The sequence below is a fragment of the Arthrobacter sp. NicSoilB8 genome (assembly GCF_019977355.1).
GTDB lineage: Bacteria > Actinomycetota > Actinomycetes > Actinomycetales > Micrococcaceae > Arthrobacter.
Map to the genome: position 1 here is coordinate 1,332,072 of NZ_AP024655.1, position 21,885 is coordinate 1,353,956.

The window sequence follows — 21,885 nt, forward strand, 5'->3', positions numbered from 1 at the left end:
GCTGCCACGACTATGATCAATATCAGACGAATCACCGCGACGGATCGATCCTGGCCGTACGGGTTCAACGACCGCCACTCGAAGAAGAGGTTCACGTGACACCAGCGCCCATGTCCCAGAAGTACTCAACGCTTTCCCCCTCGCTCGCAGTCGGGATCGACGAGCCTGACCGCAACCTCGCACTGGAACTTGTCCGCGTCACCGAAGCCGCGGCCATCGCCGGCGGTCACTGGGTGGGCTTCGGCGACAAGAACAAGGCTGACGGCGCCGCCGTGGACGCCATGCGCTCCTTCCTGCAGACCGTGCACTTCAACGGCGTGGTGGTCATCGGCGAGGGCGAGAAGGACGAAGCCCCGATGCTCTTCAACGGCGAACGCGTCGGCGACGGCACCGGCCCGGAGTGCGACGTCGCCGTCGACCCCATCGACGGCACCCGCCTGACGGCCCTCGGCATCAACAACGCCCTGGCCGTGCTGGCCGTGGCCGAACGCGGCTCCATGTTCGACCCCTCCGCCGTGTTCTACATGGAAAAGCTCGTCACCGGCCCGGAAGCGGCCGACATGGTGGATCTTCGCCTGCCCGTCAAGCAGAACCTGCACCTCATCGCCAAGGCCAAGGGCGTCAAGGTCAACCAGCTCAACGTCATGATCCTGGACCGCGACCGGCACCGCCCCCTCGTGGAGGAAATCCGCGAAGCCGGCGCCCGCACGAAGTTCATCATGGACGGTGACGTCGCAGGGGCCATCGCCGCTGCCCGTGCCGGCACCGGCGTCGACGCCCTCATGGGCATCGGCGGCACCCCGGAAGGCATCGTCGCGGCCTGCGCCATCAAGTCCCTCGGCGGCGTCATCCAGGGCCGGCTGTGGCCCACGAGCGACGACGAGAAGCAGAAGGCGATCGACGCCGGCCACGACCTCGAGCGGGTGCTGTCCACCAATGACCTCGTCTCCAGCGACAACTGCTACTTCGCGGCCACCGGCATCACCGACGGCGACCTCCTCAAGGGCGTGCGCTACTCCAAGGACAAGGTCCTCACACAGTCCATCGTGATGCGCTCCAAGTCCGGCACCATCCGCTTTGTCGACGGCGAGCACCAGGCCAGCAAGTGGGAAGGCTACGCCCGCAAGAGCTAGCACCTGCGCAGTAGGCAGCATCCACTGAGCACCACTCACTGAACATGACGAATCCCGGGGCCGCATCCGTGCCCCGGGATTCGTCGTCTTAATCGCGTTAATCGCGGAGTCTGATGCCGTGTCTATTGCCGCCGGGCGTCCGCAGGTCCGGCGCGTTCGATAGGGTGGAGCCATGACGTGGCTTGTAACTGGCGGTGCAGGATATATCGGTTCTCATGTGGTGTCCGCTTTGCGCGGCGCCCGGATCCAGCCGGTGGTGATTGACTCCCTCTCGAGCGGGCACCGCGAGTTCGTGCCGAACGATGTGCCGTTCATCCACGGCAGCATCCTCGACGCCGACCTCGTGGCCCATACGCTGCGGAACCACGACGTGACCGGCGTGATCCACCTCGCCGGGTTCAAGTACGCCGGTGTGTCCGTCCAGGAGCCGCTGCTGACCTACGAACAGAACGTCACCGGCACGGCCGAGCTGCTCAAGGCCATGGAGCTCACCGGTGTCGACAAACTGGTCTTCTCCTCCTCCGCGGCGACGTACGGCACGCCCGCCGGCGACGTCGTCACCGAGGACACGCCCACCAACCCGGAATCACCGTACGGCGAGAGCAAACTCATCGGCGAGTGGCTGATCCGGGACCAGGGCCGGGCCCGGGGCCTGAAGCACACCTCGCTGCGCTACTTCAACGTGGTCGGCTCCGGCGCGCCCGAACTTTACGACACCAGCCCGCATAACCTGTTCCCGATCGTGCTGCGGGCGCTCACGGCGGGCCAGACCCCGCGCATCAACGGCGTCGACTACAACACCCCGGACGGAACCTGCGTCCGGGACTACGTGCACGTGGCCGACCTGGCTACCTCGCACGTAGCCGCCGCGCAGGCCCTCGCCGCGGGCAGGCCGCTGGAGCGCGTCTACAACCTTGGATCGGGCGACGGGCTGTCCGTACGGCAGATCATGACCGCGATGGCCAAGGTCACCGGCATCGACTTCGAACCCGAGATCGGGCCGCGCCGGACAGGGGATCCTGACCGGATCGTGGCTGACGGCACCCTGGCCGCCCGCGACCTGAACTGGAAGATGCGGCATTCCGTGGAGCAGATGGTGGCCAGCGCCTACGATGCCCAGCGGCACGCGATTGCCGCTGCCGGCTAACGGCTGGTCAGGGCCTTGGACCGGGCACGCAGCGTCCTGGCGAACTGGGCACCCTTGCGGGCCAGCTGGTAGCTGCCGTAGCGGACCTTCCGGACCGGAAGGTCCCACGTTCCCGGGTAGGCGATCTCGCGTCCGCCGAACGACTTCTTGAAAGCCGTGAATCCGGCCCACTTGTGCTCCGGCTGGTCCGTGGGCGCCACGCCCCACAGGTCCACGTGCTTCAGGCCCTTCGCCTGGGCGTCCGCGATCAGGGTCACCAGCAGCGGAATGCCCGCGCTGAGCTTGCGGTGCGTGTCGTCCACGGCGGCATGGGCGTAGGTCCGGGTGTCGGCTGAGTCATAGGCCAGGGCGGCGGCGATGGGGTGGCCGTCGAGTTCGGCGATGAACAGCGTCGCGGCGCCGGCCGGCATCAGCGAGCGGGCCACCTGGCTCAGGTAGTCGTCGCTTTGCGGCTTGAAGCCGTTGCGGGCCGCCGTCATGCGCAGGAACTCCAGCAGGATCGAGATCTCCGCAGGGTCCTGGCTGGAGCGGAAAGTCACGCCCTTCTTGTGGATGTTGCGGTAGAGGTTCCGGTTGGCCGGCTTCATGTCCGCCAGGACCTCCTTGAAGTCCCGGTCGACGTCGACGATCCAGCTAAGCTCCGGCTGTTGGCTGACCGGCGCCGGCTGAAGGCCGCGGCCGCGCAGCACGGTGCCGGCTTCGGCGGCCGTGAACCCCGCGGTGACCGGCTCGATCCGGACAAACACTGCCCCGCTGGTCCGGGCGAGGTCCGTCAGCGCCGCCAGCGCGGCGTCGAACGCCGCCAGCGACTCGGCGACGGGCCCGTAGGGGGAGTAGAGCAGTTTGCCGGCCGGATTGGATTCCTCGATCGCGAGGAAGCGCCACCCGGGGCCGGACTGTTCGTGGACCGTGCGTCCGAGCGCGCGCTGGAACTGCGCCCACTGCGGGCTCTGCAGGAAATAATCCATGGTGTCAGGCCTCCAATGCGGTGGTGACGGCAAATGCCAGGGCGGTGCCGGTGGCGCCCGAGACGGCGTGGACATTGACCGGGGCCTCGGCGGCTGGCAGGAAGGCGCTGGCGCCGCGGTCCAGGCGCAGCTCGCCCTTCGGCGAGTCGAGCCGGACGGAGCCGCCCGTGACGATCACGACGGCGGCACCGGACTGCGCCAGCGGAACGGGCTCGGCCTCCGGGGCCAGCTCAATGCGCTGGAGCTGGAATTCCCGGAACGGCGGCCGGAAGAGCTCCTGGCCCAGCATCGTGGTCCCGGCCGGAAGCATCGGCACTGCCACGGCTTCGAACGCCACCGTCTTGAGCAGTTCCGGCACGTCCACGAATTTCGGCGTGAGCCCGCCGCGGAGCACATTGTCCGAGGACGCCATGACCTCGATCCCGAGGCCGTGCAGGTAGGCGTGGACGTTTCCGGCCGGCAGGTAGACGGCCTGCCCGGGGGCAAGGGAGATCCTGTTCAGCAGCAGCGAGATCAGGACACCCGGATCGCCCGGGTACTGGGCGTTAAGCGTGACGACGGTGGAGAGCCCGGCCTCGTGCCCGCCCATGGGAGCACCGGAGACGAGCGCGGCGGCGATCACGGCGGTCGCATCGGAGACGTCCTCACCGCCCGTGATGAGCCGTTCAAAGGCGGAGCGGAGCGCCGCGGACTCGTCCGGCAGCGCCAAGTCCTGCAGCAGCAGCGGAACCAGCGGGGGAAGGTCCAGCCCGGCACGGTCGAAGCATGCCGCCAGATGCTCGAAGACCGCACGGGATTCCGCCGCCGGCCGGAAACCGCAGAGCGCCTCGAACGGGGTCAGCGCCAAGATCATTTCCGGCTTGTGGAAGGCGTCCTTGTAGTTGCGTTCCGGGGCGGTGGGGGAGACACCGGCCGCTTCCTCGCGCGCGAAGCCCTCCCTGGCCTGGGCCATGGTGGGGTGCACCTGCAGGGACAGGGGCGACTCGGCGGCGAGGACCTTGAGCAGGAACGGCAGGCGCGGGCCGAATTCGGCCACGCTTGCGCCGCCCAGATAATGCTCCGGATCCTCGGCAATCAGCGCGTCCAGCGCCAGCCGTCCGCCGTCGTGCGTGTCCGGCGTGTGCCGCCCCGCACCGCCGGACGTCGGCGTCAGGGCCACGGACGGCGAGTCCGGGTGGGCGCCGATCCAAAGCTCCGCCTCGGGTCCGCCGGAAGCCGGCCGGCCGAGCAGGTCGGCGATAGCCGTCGGGGAGCCCCAGGCATAGGGCCGGAGGACGTTCTCAAGTTCGTACATGGCCTGGTCCCTGTCTGGTCACTGAAATGTGGTCACTCTGATCTGGTCAGTCTGCTCGGGCCGGTCTGCCCTGGCCGGCCTAATTTGGCCGCTCTGATTCGGCCGCCCGCGGCGCGGACGCCCGGGTCCTAGAGCGGCGCGCACTGGCCGTTGGTGGCGACGAGGTCGCGGATGGACTGTTCGTCGCCGTTGCGCTTGAACTGGTTAAGCATCTCTTCGGTGATCGGCTCCCCGTCCGGCGTGGTGGTCACCGGGGTGAAGTCCGACGACGGCGACGGCTGGGTGGCCGGCGCGGCCCCTGAGGACAGCGGCGCTGAGGACACCGGGGTTGAGGATACCGGCCCGGCGGCGGACAGCGGCGCTGAGGATACCGGCCCGGCGGCCGTTCCGGCCTGTTGGAGGGTGTCCTCACCAGCTGAGCCGCCGGGGGCGCTGGCGGACGGGCCGGCCAGCAGTTTGGCGACCCGCGCGTGAATGACGTCGAAGTCCGGTGCCGTGGAGAAAGCCGCGTCGAAGTCGGGCGGGCCGATGGTCAGGCGGCTGACGTCCTGGCCCTTGGCCTTCATGGCCAGGTCCACGAAGCTGCCGAGCTGCCCTGAGGAGATGTTCGATTCGACCACCTTGGTGCCGGCCTTGGCGATGTCCTCGAACTTGGCCAGCAGGGTGGCCGGGTCGAGCTGCTTCAGCATCGCCTGCTGGACGCACTGCTGGCGCTGGATGCGGGCGTAGTCGTCGACGAATTCCCGGGACCTGCCGTACCAGAGGGCGTGGAAGCCGTCGAGGGTCTGGTCGCCCGCCGGAATCCAGCCGTCCGGCATGCCGTGGATGCCGTTGGCTTCATCCACCATGGGACCGCTGATGGGGACCCAGCCGCCGGCCTTGATCCGGATGCCGCCCATGGCGTCGATGAGCTTGGAAAAACCGTCCATGTCCACGAGCACGTACGCCTGGACCTTGATGCCCAGCGTGCCGGACACCGCTTCCAGGGTTGCCTGAGCCCCGGGATCGGCAACCCCGGGGTAGAGGTCCTGGTGGTTGTTGGTGACCTCGGTGTTGATGGCGTTGATCAGGCACTCGTCGCCGCAGTTGTAGCCGTCCGGATACACCTGGCGCATCGGTGATTCCGCGCTGAACTGGGCGTTCTGGAGGTTGCGGGGCACGGAAATGATCGCCGTGCTGCCGGTCTTGGCATCGACGCTGATAACGGAGAGGCTGTCCGGCCGGCGCCCCGTGCGGTCGGCGCCGGCGTCGCCGCCCATCATCAGGAAGTTGTACCGGCCGTCGGAGGGCTCAAGGGTAGGGCCGGAACCGGAGAAGATGCTGCCGATGGCGTCGCGGCTGACGTTGAGCAGATAGGCCGCGTAGCCCAGGGAGCCGCTGCTGAGGATCATGGCGAGCACGAGCGCCAGCACCACCGCAGGACGGATCCTGGGGGCGAGCAGCCCGGGCCGGATCAGCCGCAGGGTGTTCAGGAACAGCGCGGCCCAGCCGATCGCCAGCACGGCGAGGCCCAGCACGAGCAGGAGGGAGGGGACCGTCCCGGTGAGGAGGTTGATCAGCGTAGGACGTGATACGAGCAGCAGCAGCACAGCCAGCAGGGCGAGCGCCCAGACAGTGAAGGTCACGCGCAGCGCAGCCCGCCCCAGCCGGCGCTTGCCCGCGACGATCTGGGCGCTGCCGGGGACCAGCAGCGTCATGAGGATCAGGAGGAACGCCCGCTTGGCCAGCACCGGGGTCGGGGCGCCGGAGGGGTGCCGGACCGGGTCGCTCGGCGCCAGTCCCGACTGCTCGGGACGGTGCGCGGGGGCGAAGCTGTTGCTCATGCCGGGATCCTTAATGGCTGCCTTATTTGCTGCTACGCGGGGCCACGTTGCCGTCGGCGAACACTTCGCTGACCTTGTGCCGCAGGCTCGCGCCCTTCCGGGTCGCAACGTCGTTGAGTTCCTGGGCGAAGTCCAGGAGGTCCGCCCGGAGCTGGCGCGCGAGGTCGTCCGTGCCGGAGGCCAGCATGCGCACGGCCAGGAGGCCGGCGTTGCGCGCCCCGCCGATCGAGACGGTGGCGACCGGGACACCGGCCGGCATCTGCACGATGGACAGCAGCGAATCCATGCCGTCCAGGGTCTTGAGGGGCACGGGGACGCCGATCACGGGCAGCGGCGTGACCGAGGCGAGCATGCCGGGAAGATGAGCCGCGCCGCCGGCGCCGGCGATGATCAGGCGAAGGCCGCGCTCGTGGGCGGTCTGGCCGTAGCGGATCATCTCCGTGGGCATCCGGTGGGCGGAGACGACGTCGGCCTCGAACGGGATCCCGAACTCGGCGAGGGCTTCAGCGGCGGCTTCCATGACCGGCCAGTCCGAGTCCGAGCCCATGACGAGGCCCACGATCGGGGCGTCCGGAGCGGCGCCGGCCAGCGGGGTTTTTGCGTTCTCGGGTGCGGTGCTCATGCGGTCTCCTCGGAGGTTGACGGCGTCGTGCCGGCCTGGGCCCGGCCGTTCCTGATGATGTCGGCCACAGTGGTGGCCCGCTGCCGCACGGAGTCGACGTCGGCCGCTGAGCTACCGACGAGGTTGACGTGGCCGATCTTCCGGCCGGGCCGGACCGCCTTGCCGTAGCAGTGCACCTTCGCGGCCGGTTCGCTGGCCAGGGCGGCGGGGTAGGCGGAATAGAGGTTCTGGTTGGCCCCGCCAAGGAAGTTCTTCATCACGACGACGGGCCCCAGGAGGTCCGTGGCGCCGAGCGGCAGGTTCAGGATGGCCCGCAGGTGCTGCTCGAACTGGCTCGTCACCGAGCCGTCCTGGGTCCAGTGCCCGGTGTTGTGCGGGCGCATGGCGAGCTCGTTGATCAGGAAGCCCGCGCCGACGCCCGGGGTCTCGAAGAGCTCGACCGCCATGACACCTGTCACACCGAGCTCGTTGGCGATCCGGACAGCGGCGTCCTCCGCGGCCACGGCGACTTCGAACGGGATGTCCAGGGCCGGGGCAATGACTTCATCGCACACGCCGTCCACCTGGATGGTGTGCACCACGGGCCAGGCCCGGGATTCGCCGTCCGGGGTGCGTGCGACCATGGCCGAAAGTTCGCGGCTGAATTCCACCTTGGCTTCGGCCAGCAGGGGGGACATGGCCTCGAACCAGCCGGCGGAGTCGCCTGCGTCCGCGGCGGAGGCCACGATCCGCACGCCCTTGCCGTCGTACCCGCCGCGGGGCATCTTCAGCACCACCGGCCAGCCGGTCTCCTCGCCGAAGGCGACGAGGTCCGCGACATTCGCGACGGCGGCCCAGCGGGGATTGGGCAGCTCCAGCCGGTCGATCGCGGCGCGCATCACGAGCTTGTCCTGGGCGTTGACCAGGGCGTCCGGGCCGGGATGGACGTTGACTCCGGCCTCGATCAGGGACCGCAGGTGCGCCGTGGGCACGTGTTCGTGGTCGAAAGTCAGCACATCCAGGCCGCGCGAGAACTCGAGCAAGTGGTCAAGGTCCGTGTAGTCACCAACCGGGGCGTTGGCCACGGCAGAGACGGCAGAGACGTCCTCGCTTTCGGCGAGAACACGGAGCTCAAAGCCCAGGGCGGTGGCGGCAGGAGCCATCATGCGGGCAAGCTGGCCGCCGCCAACAACACCGATTACAGGAAAAGTCACAAGTCCCAGCCTACCGAAAACCTCACGGGAACCCGGCTTTTCGGCTTGGCAGGCGCGCGAACAAAGCCGAGGCGGCGGTTCGATGCCCCCTCCGACGCTTCCCGGCACCCGGTGCGCAGCGAGCCATCTCACGCTCTCCCGAGGGCGGACTCCCGGGAAACGGCGCTAAAATGGGCGTTTGGCCCAATGGCCGACAGTTCCAGAAGGCCATGGAGGGTCATGATTACTACACTTAACGAGCGCATGCGCGGGCTGGCCTCGCTGTTCTGGCGCGAAGTGGCCAAGTTCGGCGCCGTGGGCGGCATCGCGTTCGTCATTGACAACGGACTCACGTTCTACCTGATGCACGGTCCCATGACCGACAGCGAGGCCAAAGCCCGTTTCTTCGGCGCCAGTGTGGCCACCGTGTTCTCGTGGATCGCGAACCGTTTTTGGACGTTCCGTCACCGGCGGCAGGCCAATGTGCTGCGCGAGTTCGTGATGTTCGTCATCATCAACGGGATCGGCATCGGCATCTCCACAGGACTGACTGCCATCGCGAAGTACAGCATGGGGATTACCGACAAGAACATGCTCTTCCTGGCCGGGGTGGTCGGCATCCTGGTCGCGACCGTGGTCCGGTTCTTCGCCTACCGCTTCCTGGTGTTCAACCAGGAACTCGACGCAGAGCCGGAGTTCTCGCACGACCACGAGATCATCGAACGGCACCCGCATGCCCAGCATGACAAGCAGCCCAGTGCCCGGATTTCCGGAACGCCTGTCAGGGAGGCCGTGGCGGACCCGGAACTGCCCGGCCCGCCGGCCTGAGGCTGAGCCTCAGCTCCCGCTGATGCGCTCGGCGGCCCGCAACTTGCCGGTCACCTCGACCTCGGGGTGCACCAGGACGACGGAGCCGTCGGCCTTCCAGGTTCCCAGCGACTGGGCAAGGACAGTTTCGAGGCCGTCCGCCGCCGGAACAAGCAGCCGCAGCCCGGCATCGCTGACCGCGGCGAAGTCGTCCAGCAGCGCCCCGTGGGCATGGGCTGACCCATCCGCGGTTCGGATGGCCAGGCGTTCTTCTTCCGGATCGATGTGCGGCATGAAGAAGTCCCCGTGCGAGCGGACCTCCGCGGCGTAATCCAGGACGCCGGTGGGCAGCTCGCCCGGCCATCTCATGGCCAGTGCCGGCAACGACACGGCGATCACGGCGTCGAACCCGCCCGCCGCGGCCCCCGGGCCCGGGTCATCGGTGGCCAGCAGTTCGGCCTCTGCGTCGTCGAAGACCACCTCCATGCCGAGCTGCCAGGCCGCCAGCGCCAGGATCACGGACTTCCAGTGGGCGGGCAGGTCCAGGCGCAGCCGCATTCCCGGTTCGGCGTCGAGTTCGTCCTGCAGCAGGTTGGAAGTCTTCGCCACCCAGTTGTCCAGCACGCGGCCGGACAGTTCAACCCGCTCGGAGTCGGGGCCGTACCAGGTCAGCCGGGGCGCCGTGGACTGCCCGGACCGCAGCGCTGTCATCAATTCGATTGCCGGGATGCTCATGCTTTCATCTTGCCACGGGCTGCCCGGCGCCCGGCGATGTGATGTCCGTCATGCTCCGGGACCTGGCATCCGGTCCCCGTCGGGCGGGGGTTCGGAAAATTTCCCGAAAATTCAATGAAAACCCCCAAAAGTAGTCAGTACCCTGATTATTCCGCGGGTTCTTGCGGGCGGGGCGAAAAAAATCCCGGGCGTGGCGTGCCTGCACTTTGTGTTTCGGGTTGATTATTATCTCCGCCGCGGCTTGACTCCCGGATACTTACACACGTGTAATTAGTTATCTAAAGTCACTGCGCATAAACCGGCACTCAACCGAGTGTCCAAGGGGGTCTTGCAGTGGCTGTAAATCAGGAGGGGGACGCCATGGGGCTAGCAGAGCGTATCCATGAAGATGCCGTAGTTGCCGGCCAGGCCACGGCGAAATACCGTTCACGCGGGGTGCCGAGTGACTGGTATGTAGATCCGGCCGATCCGGACGCAGCTGACCGCTACAACGAACACACCCAGGATTCCCTGCAGGAAGCGGCAACAGCCTTCCTCGCAGCGCACGATGAACTTCTTGCCGGCCCGGATCAAGACAACGATCCCCTCGATCCGCCGATGGAGCTCCATTCGCCCGGCGCCGATACCCTCGCGCAGCCGGTCTGGATCGGATTGCCGTCGCGCCAGGACTTTGACGATGAGGGCGAGCTTGGCTGGCAGACCGATGCCCTGTGCGCCCAGACAGATCCCGAAGCCTTTTTCCCCGAAAAGGGCGGCTCCACACGCGACGCCAAGAAGGTCTGCGGCGCCTGCAACGTGCGTTCACAGTGCCTCGAATACGCCTTGTCCAACGACGAGCGGTTCGGCATCTGGGGAGGCCTCTCCGAGCGCGAGCGGCGCCGGCTTAGGAAGCGAGCAGTCTAATTCTTCAAGAAGTACGAGTCACCGCCGTCGTGGTCTCCCACGACGGCGGTGATTTTCTCCCCAGGACCCTAGCGGCGCTGGCGGCCCAAACGCGGCCCGCCGACGCCGTCATTGGTGTCGACACCGGATCCCGCGACCACTCCGCGGCCCTCCTCGAGCAAGCATTGGGCAAGGCCAACGTCACCGTCTTCGACCAGCCCAGGTCCGGCATGGGCGGAGCGGTCACGGCGGGGCTCAAGGCCCTCGCGCCGTGGCCTGCGGACGGAGTGCGCGGTGTCGGAGTTGGCGGAACCGAACGCGCAGCAGAACCGGACGCCACCGGCGACGGGGACGGGGACGGGGACGGTGACACTGGCCGCGCGCCAGGCGCCGACTGGATCTGGCTGCTGCACGACGATGCCGCGCCGGCACCGGAAGCCCTCGCGGAACTGCTCCACGCCGTCGAGCGCGCGCCGTCGGTCACGGTGGCAGGCTGCAAACAGCTGGACTGGCACGCCGAGCGGCGGCTGATCGACGTCGGCCTCTCCACGAGCCGCTGGGCCGAGCGCCTGACGCTCATCGACGCCGACGAACTCGACCAGGGCCAGTACGACGGCCGCAGCGATACCTTTGCCGTCAATTCCGCCGGTATGCTGGTCCGCCGCGACATCTGGGAGAAGCTCCGCGGCTTTGACCCGGCACTTCCCGGAAGTGGCGACGACGTCGACTTCTGCTGGCGCAACCGCCTGGCAGGGCACCGCGTGGTAGTGGTTCCCAGTGCAAGGATGTTCCATGTTTCGCACCGCCCGCACGCCCTGGGCAACGCGACCGCAGCACGCAAGGCACAGGTCCATCTGCGGCTCAAGCACGCGGCCGGCTGGAAAGTCCCGCTGCACGCTGCCGGCGCCCTCCTGGGCAGCCTCTTCAAACTCGTCCTGAGCATTGCCGTCAAGGACCCGGGCCACGGGTTCTCCCAACTGCTGGCAACTTTTGCCGCGCTGGGCCGGCCCGCCGCGGTCATCCGCGGACGACGCAATGCCGCGCGCACCCGCCGGATCCGGCGCTCCGTCATGAAAGGCCTGCAGACGCCGCGCCGTGAGGTCTGGGCGCACCGGCGGTCCCTGATCGAGGCGCTGGGCGCGGACGACTCCGGCGACGGCCTCACCGGCCCCGATTCGCTGGCGGAACAACCCACCGGCGACGCCGACGACTTCGCCGCCATCGCCACCCCGGACCGCGGGTGGGTGGGCAGCGGTGCCCTGCTGGCCATCCTGCTCACGACGGCGGTGTCCCTGACAGGACTGCTCAGCCTGTTCCGTGCCCCGGCTGTTTCCGGCGGCGCGCTTATCCCCGTTTCCGTGCGTCTCGCCGAAATCTGGAACCACGCCTCCACCTGGTGGATCAGTCTCGGCGCGGGCCTGCCGGGCCACGGCGACCCCTTCGGCTACCTTCTGTGGGTGCTGGGCGTGCTTGGCGCCGGCGATGCGAACGGCGCGGTCGGCTGGCTGCTGATCCTTGCCATGCCGCTCTCCGCGCTCGGCGCATGGTTCGCTGCCGGCGCCCTCACCCGGCGCCGGAGACTGCGCCTCGCGGCCGCCCTGGTCTGGGCCGGCGCGCCGGCACTCCAAGTGGCTCTGAACCAGGGCCGGCTCGGCGCACTGCTGGCTCACGTCATGATCCCGGTCCTCGTGCTGGCGCTGCTCCGGGCCACGGGCACGGCTGCGGGGCACGGAGTCCACGCCGTCCCGGCGCCCGGCCAGCGGCGACTTACACCCAAACCTGCCGCGCGCCCGGGCATCAACGGCATGCCCTCGTGGACGGCAGCCGCCGCGGCAGGTCTCGCACTGGCCGTGGTCACCGCTGCGGCGCCGTCGCTGCTGGTGCCCTCAGTGGCAATCGTTGCCCTGTGCGGGGTGCTCCTGGGCCGCCGCGGCCGCACCGTGTGGTGGGCACTCCTGCCGAGCCTTGCATTGTTCGTGCCGTTCGCGTTCTCGGTCCTGGACCGGCCCCGGGCGCTCCTGGCCGATCCGGGCCTGCCGCTCGGTTTTGACGCGGCCCCGCTGTGGCAGCAGGCCCTGGGCCAGCCGCTGAGATTCGACGCCGGCGGCGGACTGACCGGGCTGAGCGCTTTCGGCGGGTCCGCGGCGGGCTCCGCCGGACTCTCCGGCCTGCCGTGGGCCCTGGTGCTGGCTTTGCTGCTCGGGCTTCCGGTGCTGCTGCTGGCCCTCGCCGCACTGTTCATGCCGCGCAGGCTGGTCCTGGCCGGACGCACCTGGACGGCACGCTGCCTGTGGGCCGCGGCGGTCCTGATCCTGGCCGGCGGCTGGCTCGCCGGGCATGTCGCCTCCGCCGCCGGCGCCGACGTCCTGGTCACGCCCTTCCCCGGCCCCGCAGTGTCGGCGGCCGCCTTCGCGCTCCTGGGAGCTGCCCTCATCGCGGCGGAAGGGCTCTTGGACGCCGCCGACCGGGCAGCCGGCGCCGGGCTGGCCCGGAAGGTTCTGATCCGCACCACGGCGGCGGCAGCCCTGACCCTGCTGCTGGCGGCACCGCTGGCCGGGTTCACAGTGTGGACCGCGCAAAACCTGCTGCAGTCCGCGGCACCCTCCCCGGCCCTGTCACCGAGCCTGTCGCCGGCCTTGTCGCCGGCAGCCACCGGAGTGGCCGCCGGACTCGGCACCCCGAGGCTCATTCAACCGGCCCAGGCACGCACCCTCCCGGCCACGGCGGTAGACCGCGGCCAGGGGCCGGAACAATCCAGGACCCTCCTGATCTCCAGCAACGAGGACGGAAGCTTCGACGCCTCACTCATGCGCGGCGCCGGCACCACCCTGGACGGGCTGTCCACGATCGCTGCGGCCCGCAGCATCATGGGGGAGCCGGGCCAGGAGACGGTCCGCGACGACGACGCCGTCGCCGGATCGCTCCGGAAAGTCGTGGCCACCATTGTGGCCGGCGAAGGCGTGGACCCGAGGGGAGATCTCGAGCAGCTCGGCGTCGGCTTCGTGGTGCTCCGCGTTGCCGATTCCGCCTCGGAGCTGACGGCCAGCCGCATGGACGCCGTCCCCGGCCTGGTCGCCGTCGGCCAGACCGGCACGGGCTGGCTCTGGCGGGTCAGCCCGCTGGAGCAGCCGGGCATCACGGCCTCCGACGTCGCGCACCGGGTCCGCGTGGTGGACGGCGCCGGGGCAACCGTGGCGCTGCTTCCCGCGGAGGAAGTCTCGGCTGCCGGCACCGTCCCGGCCGGCCCCGAGGGCCGGCTGGTGGTCCTCGCCGAACGGGCCGATCCGGGCTGGAGCGCCTGGCTCGACGGGCGGCGCCTGACCTCAACGACGTCGGGATGGGCCCAGGCGTTCACGCTGCCCGCCCAGGGCGGCCAGTTGAGCATCCGCTACGAAGCGCCCTGGGCCGTCCTGGCCGGAATCGCGCAGGCCATCGTGATCGGGCTGACCGTCCTTCTGGCCGTGCCCATGCCTGCCCGCCGGTCCAACACCGGCCTGTCCAGGGACGAAGCCTCCCTGCGTAAGGAACATCAGCATGCCTAAGGGCGACAACGGAATCGACAACGAAATCGACAACGGCAACGAAATCGAAAACCCTGCCGATGCGGCCGCCGGATCCCCCGCTGAACCCTCCACGGCCGAAACGTCGGCCGGGGCCACGTCCACCGCGGCCGCCGGGTCACGGCTGCGGAGACGGGGCGTACCCCGCGGCGGTGTGATCGGCGGCATCCTCTCCGCTGTCGCGCTCGTGGCCGCGGGCGGAGGCCTGGTTTCGGCGGCGTCACTGGCGCCGCAAAGCCCGGCCAGCCGGACGCTCGAAGCACCGCTGGCCTCGGTGCCCGGCGGAAGCAGCATCGGGGTCTGCCCGGGCCCCGCCCGGCTGCTCGACGGCACTCCCGTGGGCACAGACCCCCAGTTCAGCCCCGAATCCGGCACGGCGAAGACCGCAGTCAGCGCCGCGGTGCTCGGCTCAAGCGCCGGCGTCGTTCCCGCCAGCCGGCTGGCCCCGCTCCAGGGCGCCCCGCTCGTGGAGATCGCCAAGGACGCCACGCCCGCAGCCACGGCACCGGCGGCCCGCACGCCCGTGCTGCTCGCCGGCGTCGTGGCCCAGCGGGAGGTGGACAACGTCAGCGTGCTCCGCGCCGATGCGCAGGACAACCGCCAGGCCGCAGCCGGCGCCGTCCTGAGCTACTCAGCCGAGGACGGGGACCTCCAGGGCACTGCTGCCGCCGCCTGCCAGCAACCGGGCAACGATCTCTGGCTGGTCGGCGCCAACACGTCCCTTGGCCGGTCTGCCGTCCTGAACCTGACCAATGCCTCCAGCACGCCGGCGACGGTGAGCCTGGACCTCTTCGGGTCCGAGGGCCCGATCCAGGCACCAGGAAGCCGCGGCCTGCTCGTGGCCCCCGGCAGCACGCGCTCCATCATCCTGGCCGGGCTCGCCCCGGGACAGGAGCGGCTCGGCGTGCGGGTCCGCAGCGCCGGCGGGCCGGTGGCTGCCGTCATCCAGCAAAGCGTGCTCCGCGGCCTCACGCCCGGCGGCGTCGACTTCATTACCCCTGGCACCGCCCCGTCAGTCCGCCAGGTGGTCTCCGGGCTGGACCTCCAGGATCCGGCAGGCGTGGCCGCGCTCACGGCCAAGCCTGGCTTCGCCGACGCCGGACCGGCCCTGGAGATCGCCGTCCCGGGGGCGGCCGACGCCGTGGTCGAGATCAAGTTGTACGGACGTGACGGCCAGAAGGCGCTGCCTGGCGGCGGAGTGGTCACGGCCAAGGCCGGCGCGGTCACGGAAGTTTCCCTGGCCGGGGTCCCCGCCGGGACGTACACCGTCGCGGCGGGTTCGGATATCTCGTTCGCGGCCGCTGTCCGGCTCACCCGGGGACTGAAGCCGGAGGATGCGGCGGACGTCGCATATTCGGCGGCCTCGGCCCGGCTGGGCAGCCAGCACATCGTCCCGGTTCCCAGCACAGGTGACCGGCAGCTCGTGTTCGGCGCCCCCGACGGCCCCGCGACGGTGTCCTACACGCCCATCACCGCGGACGGCAAAATCCGGGCCGCCGCCACGGCGAAACTTGCCGCCGGGACCACCATGTCTATCAAGGTCCCCGCAGAGGCGGGCGGCTCGCCGCTCGTGGGCTATGTGGTCTCCGCCGCCGGCGACTCCGCCTATGGCGCCCTGCTCTTGGGCCGGGACGGCCGGCAGGACATTTCCACGGTGGCTGTGGCGCCGGAGGCGGCAGGAGCGCAACAAGTCCCCGTTACGCTGGGATATTAGGCGGCCGGCCCCGGCGGGGCCGGCCTAATTCCTAGGCCGGCTAGTACCGGCGCCGGTAAACCGGGTCGAGGGATTCCGGCGGCACGCCGAGCATCTCGGCCGTGTATTCCACGACGACGTCGTGCACCAGGTCCTGGAGCTCGTCCCGGGATCCACACGCCTGCTCCACCACGCGGCGGTACAGCGTGATGACCGGCCCGTCCTCGGCAGTCGCAGCCGTGAACGAGCCCATCGGCGCTGGCGTGTGGTCGGCCACGAGCTGCTCCAGGCCCGGAGGGATCTCGTCGACGGCGAAGCGCACGCCGTCGAGGGGTTTGCCCCAGATGTCGTGCAGCCGCTGCGCCGAGTCCAGGACCAGGTCATCAAAGCGGTCCGAACGGGTCCGGTAGCCGGGAAGCGTGGGCAGCATGAGCTCGCCGCGAAGCCCGCGGCCGTGCCGGTTCCTGCGGCGCTGCCGGAAGTTTTTTCCCTGGACAGCACCGGTCGACCCGGCAAGGGGTGCGCCGGCGGGGGCGGGGCCGGCGCCTGAGTGTCCGGCGTCGGGGTCAGCCAACCGGACCGTGAAACCCGAATCGTGGTGCGATGACTGCATATCTTGACTCTAAACCCGCGGAATGATTTACGCGATATAGACCCGTCGGCGATCCGCCGCGGCCCGGCCCCGGCTGAACCACGGGCGATTCAATACAGGGTCCCCGGCCGCAGGGGGAGTAGTCTGTGATGTCGTGGGTGCAATTCGTCTTTGTTCAAGGTCTGCCTGCCGCAATTCTGCGGTGGCCACTTTGACGTACGTGTACGCGGACTCCACCGCTGTCCTGGGCCCGCTCGCCACGTACGCCGAACCGCACTGCTACGACTTGTGCGAACAACACGCCGACTCGCTGACCGTTCCGCGCGGCTGGGAAGTCATGCGGCTGGCGATGCCGGCGACACCGGCCGGACCTGGCCCGGACGACCTCCTGGCCCTCGCCAACGCCGTCCGCGAAGCTGCCTCCCGTCCGGCCGCCGCGGAACCGGCCAAGGGGCAGCGGACCCTGCACCCGGCGCTGGAAGCACCGGCCCCGGCCGAGGGCACCCGCCGCGGGCATCTGCGCGTCCTGCGCGAACCTTCCTAAGGCGCCAACTGGCGGTAGGGTGGAAACTGCAAAAAGCCGTCAGCCACCGGCGCCTACCGCGGCGCCCATCAGGGAGCGTTCACTATGCCCAAGCTCAGTCCCGAACTGTTGTCTGTCCTGCGATGCCCCGTCACCGGGTCCGGCCTGCTGCAGGAGGGCGAGGAGCTCGTCACCGTCACGGCGGACGAATCCGGGACCAAGCTGCGCTACCGGATCGAGGACGGCATCCCGCTGCTCCTGCCGCCGGAACTGTTGCCGGCCGCCACGGCGGCCCCCTCCGATCAACACGACGCCGGTCAGCCCAGTGCAGCCCCGCGCCACGCGGCGGAATAACGCCAAACCGCGGCCCCGGGAGCATCGACCCGCAACGGCCGCCCAGCAATCCTGCCAGGCACCCATCGGGGACGCCCCCGGCACCGAATGACTTTCGATCCAGAAACATCAGAAAAACACCAATACATACCAAGACATACCAAGAAACACCGGCTCCAGACACGCAGCGCCACCGGCCACAACAAAGGATTCACATGACTTTCGATTTCAAGATTGCGGACATTTCCCTGGCCGAGGCGGGCCGCCATCAGATCCGCCTCGCCGAGCATGAGATGCCCGGACTCATGTCCCTGCGCGAGGAATTCGGCGCCAGCCAGCCGCTCAAGGGCGCCCGGATCGCCGGGTCGCTGCACATGACGGTCCAGACCGCGGTGCTGATCGAGACCCTCACCGCTCTCGGCGCCGAGGTCCGCTGGGCCTCCTGCAACATCTTCTCCACCCAGGACGAGGCCGCGGCCGCCGTCGTGGTCGGCACGGGCACCGCAGAGGACCCCCAGGGCGTTCCCGTCTTTGCCTGGAAGGGCGAGACCCTGGAGGAATACTGGTGGACCGCCCAGCAGATTCTCACGTGGCCGGGCGCCGACGCCAACCCCGAGCTGGGTCCGAACATGATCCTGGACGACGGCGGCGACGCGACCATGCTGGTGCACAAGGGCGTCGAATTCGAGGCCGCCGGTGCCGTGCCCGCCGCCGCCGAGGATGAGTCCGACGAAGGCCGGGTGTTCCTGGACGTGCTGCGCGCCTCCCTGGCAGCCGACCCGCAGAAGTGGACCCGCATCGGCTCCTGCCTGCTCGGCGTCACCGAGGAGACCACCACCGGTGTGCACCGCCTCTACCAGCTCGCGGAGCAGGGCAAGCTGCTTTTCCCGGCGATCAACGTCAATGACTCCGTCACCAAGAGCAAGTTCGACAACAAATACGGCATTCGCCATTCCCTGCCGGACGGCATCAACCGAGCCACCGACGTCCTCATGGGCGGCAAGGTCGCCGTCGTCTGCGGTTACGGCGACGTCGGCAAGGGTGCCGCCGAGGCCTTCCGCGGCCAGGGTTCACGCGTCATCGTCACCGAGATCGATCCGATCTGCGCGCTCCAGGCAGCCATGGACGGCTACCAGGTGGCCAAGCTCGAGTCCGTGCTCAGCGAGGGCCACATCTTCATCACCACCACCGGCAACAAGGACGTCATCATGGCCGAGCACATGGCCGGCATGCGTGACAAGGCGATCGTGGGCAACATCGGCCACTTCGACAACGAGATCGACATGGCCGGACTCGCGCGGATCCCCGGCATCAAGAAGGTCGAGATCAAGCCCCAGGTGCACGAGTGGGTCTTCGACCAGGGCACCGAGGCCGAGCGCTCCATCATCGTCCTCTCCGAAGGCCGCCTGCTGAACCTCGGCAACGCCACCGGACACCCGTCGTTTGTGATGAGCAACTCCTTCGCCAACCAGACGATCGCCCAGATCGAGCTGTTCACGAAGGCCGGCCAGGCGGAGGGCGAGCGCGAATACGACAAGCAGGTCTACGTGCTGCCGAAGATCCTGGACGAGAAGGTCGCCCGCCTGCACCTTGGTGCCCTCGACGTGGAGCTGACCGAGCTGTCGAAGGAACAGGCCGAGTACCTGGACGTCGAGGTGGCCGGGCCGTATAAGCCTGAGCACTACCGCTACTAGGACCCCCCCCAAAGGGTCCCGGACGAAGGTCCGGGGCCCTTTGTTGTGACCGATTTGGGGGCCCTTTTGTAACCGGATCGTGGTCCAATCGGCCAGGGCTTCCAAGGTAACTCCTTTATGCTGGCAGGATGACGTGTGGAAACGCCCGGGTCCTGTGATGGCCCTGAAGACCTGGAGTACCGGCCGCAAAATTGCCTTGCTGGGGGTGGTCTGCGCCCTGGCAGCCGGCGGCGGAGCCTTCGCCGCGGCGGCTCCGGGGCTGGCCCAGTCCGGGATTTTCTCCGAGGCGGGATCGCCGGCACGGACGACGCCGGGGCTTGCCGTCCCGGTGGTTGCTCCCGCCGAACTTGCTGTCGCCCCCGCCGACGGCGCCAAGCAGGTCAACCCCGCGGCCCCGGTGTCGCTCAAGGTGACCAACGGGCGCATTGACCGGGTGGCCCTGACAAGCGACGACGGGGACTCGGTCGACGGCACCCTCAGCGCCGACGGATCCGCCTGGACCTCGTCCGGGGACCTCAAATTCAACACCCGGTACAACTACACGTACTCCGTGCTGGACGGCGCCGGACGCCAAACCCACAGCACCCGTGCTTTCACCACCGTCTCCACGGCCAACGAGGCCGATGCCGCGATCTACCCGCTGGACGGGATGAAGGTGGGTGTGGCCCAGCCGCTGCAGATCACCTTCAGCGAGCCGGTCCTGAACCGGGACGCGGTCGAAAAGGCCATCAAGATCACTTCCACTTCCGGCCAGAAGGGAGACTTCCGCTGGTTCAGCAAGAACACCGTCAGGTACCGGCCGGAAACCTTCTGGGCCGCCAACAGCACCATCACCATGGACATGAAGCTGTTCGGCGTCGAACTGGGCAACGGGCAGGTCGGCAACTTCAACAAGACGGTGACCATCCACATCGGGGACAAAAAGGTGGCGGTTGCCGACGCCCAGGCCCATACCTTCTCGGTCAGCATCAATGACCAGCCGGCCGGGAAATGGACGGCGACCATGGGCGACACGCGGTTCCCTTCGGCCCGGGGCTTCCTGGTCTTCATGGAGAAGCACCGCGTGGAGCACATGGACGCCTCCACCATCGGGCTCAAACCGGGGGACCCGGCCTACTACGGCCAGCTTGACGTGAACTACGCCACGCGGCTGACGCCCAGCGGGGAGTTCATCCACCAGGCCACCGACTCGGCAATGCCCTACGTCGGCAAGGCGAACCTCTCCCACGGCTGCATCGGCCTGGGCCCGGACGGCGCGCAGTGGGTCTTCGACAACATGACCACCGGCGACGTCGTCCAGGTGGTGAACACCGACGGGGACTATGCCAACTACGATGACGGATTCGGGGACTGGAACATCCCGTGGGCGCAATACGCCAACTGACGGGGTGGCACCTCGCCGAGCCCAAACCTCTGACGGTAGGCTCGGAGCCAGATAAGTTGCGCAGCCGGGCGCAGGCCGGGCAGCGCAGAAGCCTACGGAAGCGAAGCTCCACGTGACTGACACAAGTCCTACCCCTCCCGACCGGCCGGATCCTCACCTGGATCCGAGCGATGACACCGACGAGCCCGCCTTCGACTGGATGAAGCCGGCCTCCGCCGCCAAGCCCGCAGCAGCCACACCAGCTGCCGGAGCAGCAGCGACGCCGCCAGCCAGAAAGGAAGACGGCGCAGCGGCCATGCCCGCCGCCACGAAGGACGCCTCCACGGCAGCGGCCGGGGCGACTGGCGCAGCAGCGCCGTCGGCAGCGTCCGCACCCGGCCAGCCGGGGAGCCGGGCCGACCGCAAGGCGGCGGAGGCCGCCGTCGTCCGGCCGGACGCTGACTTGTTCGGGGCACCCGCTGATGCCGCCTCCGCGGAACCGCCGCAGACCTCGGCCCTCCAGATCCGTCCCGCACAGGAGGACGTTGAACGCCGGAATGCCGAACGGGAACGGGCGGCGAAGGCCAAGCCCGTTCTTCCGCGGGTGATGCAGGTGCTGCTTGCCGTGTTCTATCCGGTCATCCTGCTGGTGCTGGCCGTCCGCGCCGTGACCAGCCCCCTGTTCCTCTGGGTGGAATACAACCGTCCGGGCTTCCCGGGCGACGGCTACGGCTTCAGCACCGATGACCGCATGACCTACGGCTCCTACGCGGTGGACTACCTCAGCAACTGGTCGGGTCCGCGCTACCTCGGCGATCTTGTGGACCAAAGCGGGGACCGGCTGTTCAAGGACGGCGAAGTCAGCCACATGGCCGACGTCAAGGCCGTCATCCTGTCCACGTTCGGCGCCGGCACCCTCCTGATCCTGCTGGGTCTGGTTGCCGTGATCTACCTGAAGCGGCGCCACAACGGCGGAGTCCGCCGCGGCCTGTTCGCCGGCTCAATCGTCACGCTCGCGATCATCATCGGCCTCGGAACCCTGGCCGTGCTCGGCTGGGAGCAGTTCTTCACCGAGTTCCACCGCATATTCTTCGCCAACGGGACCTGGACCTTTTCGCTCCAGGACACCCTGATCCGGCTGTTCCCGGGCCAGTTCTGGATGGACGCCGGAATCGTCATCGGCGGCCTCGTCCTGCTTGCGTCCATTGTCACGCTCATCCTGACCTGGCCTACGCGCCGGCGCCGCGGCCTGGGCCGGAAAGCGTCCGACGCCTCACAGCCGAACGGCACAGCCACAGAGACGGGCGCAGAGGCGGACCCGGCTGGTACCGGGACTGGCGCCAAGACCAATGCCGCGGCGAATGCCGCGGCTGCGGATGCGCCGGGCGCCGCCGGGACGACCGGCAGCGCCGGCACCGGTGCCGAGGGCACGGTGCGCACCCGCAACACCGTCTGAACAAGGAAGCGGCCGGCACCTTCGTGCCGGCCGCTTCGCTGTTCCCGTTGGGCTTCGCTGTGCCCGTTGCTCTGAGCCAGTTGCGCTG

Annotated in this window: 18 protein-coding genes; 11 read left to right on the plus strand and 7 right to left on the minus strand. The window is 68.9% G+C overall.

The window, feature by feature from the left end; genetic code table 11:
* The first annotated feature begins 110 nt into the window (after window positions 1-110).
* Both glpX and galE read left to right on the plus strand, forming a co-directional pair.
* Window positions 111-1,133: a class II fructose-bisphosphatase gene (glpX, locus tag LDO15_RS06005; protein ID WP_223987125.1), complete on the plus strand. Its 1,023-nt coding sequence runs from the start codon at window positions 111-113 to the stop codon at window positions 1,131-1,133.
* Between the two features lie 172 nt (window positions 1,134-1,305).
* Window positions 1,306-2,280, plus strand: coding sequence for a UDP-glucose 4-epimerase GalE (gene galE / locus LDO15_RS06010; RefSeq protein WP_223984999.1), 975 nt, complete (start codon window positions 1,306-1,308; stop codon window positions 2,278-2,280).
* Here the strand turns inward: galE and LDO15_RS06015 are convergent.
* From LDO15_RS06015 to LDO15_RS06035, 5 genes are all read right to left on the minus strand, one after another.
* Window positions 2,277-3,248 (minus strand): peptidoglycan bridge formation glycyltransferase FemA/FemB family protein, encoded by a 972-nt coding sequence (locus LDO15_RS06015; RefSeq protein WP_223985000.1) that lies wholly within the window; start codon window positions 3,246-3,248, stop codon window positions 2,277-2,279. The two genes, galE and LDO15_RS06015, sit on opposite strands and share 4 nt — an antisense overlap.
* 4 nt (window positions 3,249-3,252) lie before the next feature.
* Window positions 3,253-4,542 (minus strand): mannose-6-phosphate isomerase, class I, encoded by a 1,290-nt coding sequence (gene manA, locus LDO15_RS06020; RefSeq protein ID WP_223985002.1) that lies wholly within the window; start codon window positions 4,540-4,542, stop codon window positions 3,253-3,255.
* Between the two features lie 128 nt (window positions 4,543-4,670).
* Window positions 4,671-6,365 carry an LCP family protein gene (locus LDO15_RS06025; RefSeq protein ID WP_223985005.1) on the minus strand — a complete coding sequence of 565 codons (1,695 nt, stop codon included), beginning with the start codon at window positions 6,363-6,365 and terminating at the stop codon, window positions 4,671-4,673.
* 22 nt (window positions 6,366-6,387) lie between these two features.
* Window positions 6,388-6,987: a 5-(carboxyamino)imidazole ribonucleotide mutase gene (gene purE / locus LDO15_RS06030; protein ID WP_223985008.1), complete on the minus strand. Its 600-nt coding sequence runs from the start codon at window positions 6,985-6,987 to the stop codon at window positions 6,388-6,390.
* The gene (locus tag LDO15_RS06035; RefSeq protein ID WP_263428376.1) at window positions 6,984-8,132 is read right to left on the minus strand and encodes a 5-(carboxyamino)imidazole ribonucleotide synthase; all 1,149 of its coding nucleotides are present in this window, start codon (window positions 8,130-8,132) and stop codon (window positions 6,984-6,986) included. The genes purE and LDO15_RS06035 overlap by 4 nt, the downstream gene beginning before the upstream one ends.
* A gap of 267 nt (window positions 8,133-8,399) precedes the next feature.
* Between LDO15_RS06035 and LDO15_RS06040 the strand changes: the two genes are divergently transcribed.
* A complete protein-coding gene (locus LDO15_RS06040; RefSeq protein WP_223985014.1) occupies window positions 8,400-8,987 on the plus strand; it encodes a GtrA family protein in 588 nt (195 codons plus the stop codon).
* A gap of 9 nt (window positions 8,988-8,996) precedes the next feature.
* Here LDO15_RS06040 and LDO15_RS06045 read toward each other — a convergent pair whose 3' ends face one another.
* Window positions 8,997-9,701, minus strand: coding sequence for a TIGR03089 family protein (locus LDO15_RS06045; protein WP_223985017.1), 705 nt, complete (start codon window positions 9,699-9,701; stop codon window positions 8,997-8,999).
* Window positions 9,702-10,061: 360 nt separating this feature from the next.
* On the opposite strand from LDO15_RS06045, the gene LDO15_RS23360 reads away from it, so the two are divergent.
* Genes LDO15_RS23360 through LDO15_RS06060 form a run of 3 tightly spaced genes read left to right on the plus strand, consistent with a single transcriptional unit; the run spans window position 10,062 to window position 15,857 of the window.
* Window positions 10,062-10,604: a WhiB family transcriptional regulator gene (locus LDO15_RS23360; protein ID WP_263428348.1), complete on the plus strand. Its 543-nt coding sequence runs from the start codon at window positions 10,062-10,064 to the stop codon at window positions 10,602-10,604.
* Window positions 10,604-14,125: a glycosyltransferase family 2 protein gene (locus tag LDO15_RS06055; protein ID WP_346655993.1), complete on the plus strand. Its 3,522-nt coding sequence runs from the start codon at window positions 10,604-10,606 to the stop codon at window positions 14,123-14,125. The genes LDO15_RS23360 and LDO15_RS06055 overlap by 1 nt, the downstream gene beginning before the upstream one ends.
* Window positions 14,118-15,857 carry a DUF5719 family protein gene (locus tag LDO15_RS06060; RefSeq protein WP_223985022.1) on the plus strand — a complete coding sequence of 580 codons (1,740 nt, stop codon included), beginning with the start codon at window positions 14,118-14,120 and terminating at the stop codon, window positions 15,855-15,857. The genes LDO15_RS06055 and LDO15_RS06060 overlap by 8 nt, the downstream gene beginning before the upstream one ends.
* 40 nt (window positions 15,858-15,897) lie before the next feature.
* Here LDO15_RS06060 and LDO15_RS06065 read toward each other — a convergent pair whose 3' ends face one another.
* Complete coding sequence (locus LDO15_RS06065; protein WP_223985025.1) at window positions 15,898-16,449, minus strand: metallopeptidase family protein; 552 nt, start codon at window positions 16,447-16,449, stop codon at window positions 15,898-15,900.
* A 133-nt stretch (window positions 16,450-16,582) separates the two neighbouring features.
* On the opposite strand from LDO15_RS06065, the gene LDO15_RS06070 reads away from it, so the two are divergent.
* From LDO15_RS06070 to LDO15_RS06090, 5 genes are all read left to right on the plus strand, one after another.
* Complete coding sequence (locus LDO15_RS06070) at window positions 16,583-16,972, plus strand: DUF3499 domain-containing protein (RefSeq protein ID WP_091250737.1); 390 nt, start codon at window positions 16,583-16,585, stop codon at window positions 16,970-16,972.
* Between the two features lie 84 nt (window positions 16,973-17,056).
* The gene (locus LDO15_RS06075) at window positions 17,057-17,305 is read left to right on the plus strand and encodes a hypothetical protein (protein ID WP_223985028.1); all 249 of its coding nucleotides are present in this window, start codon (window positions 17,057-17,059) and stop codon (window positions 17,303-17,305) included.
* Between the two features lie 194 nt (window positions 17,306-17,499).
* Window positions 17,500-18,978: an adenosylhomocysteinase gene (ahcY, locus tag LDO15_RS06080; RefSeq protein ID WP_223985032.1), complete on the plus strand. Its 1,479-nt coding sequence runs from the start codon at window positions 17,500-17,502 to the stop codon at window positions 18,976-18,978.
* 157 nt (window positions 18,979-19,135) lie between these two features.
* Complete coding sequence (locus tag LDO15_RS06085; RefSeq protein ID WP_223985035.1) at window positions 19,136-20,362, plus strand: Ig-like domain-containing protein; 1,227 nt, start codon at window positions 19,136-19,138, stop codon at window positions 20,360-20,362.
* A 112-nt stretch (window positions 20,363-20,474) separates the two neighbouring features.
* Window positions 20,475-21,797: a TIGR01906 family membrane protein gene (locus LDO15_RS06090; RefSeq protein ID WP_223985038.1), complete on the plus strand. Its 1,323-nt coding sequence runs from the start codon at window positions 20,475-20,477 to the stop codon at window positions 21,795-21,797.
* Window positions 21,798-21,885 lie beyond the last annotated feature (88 nt).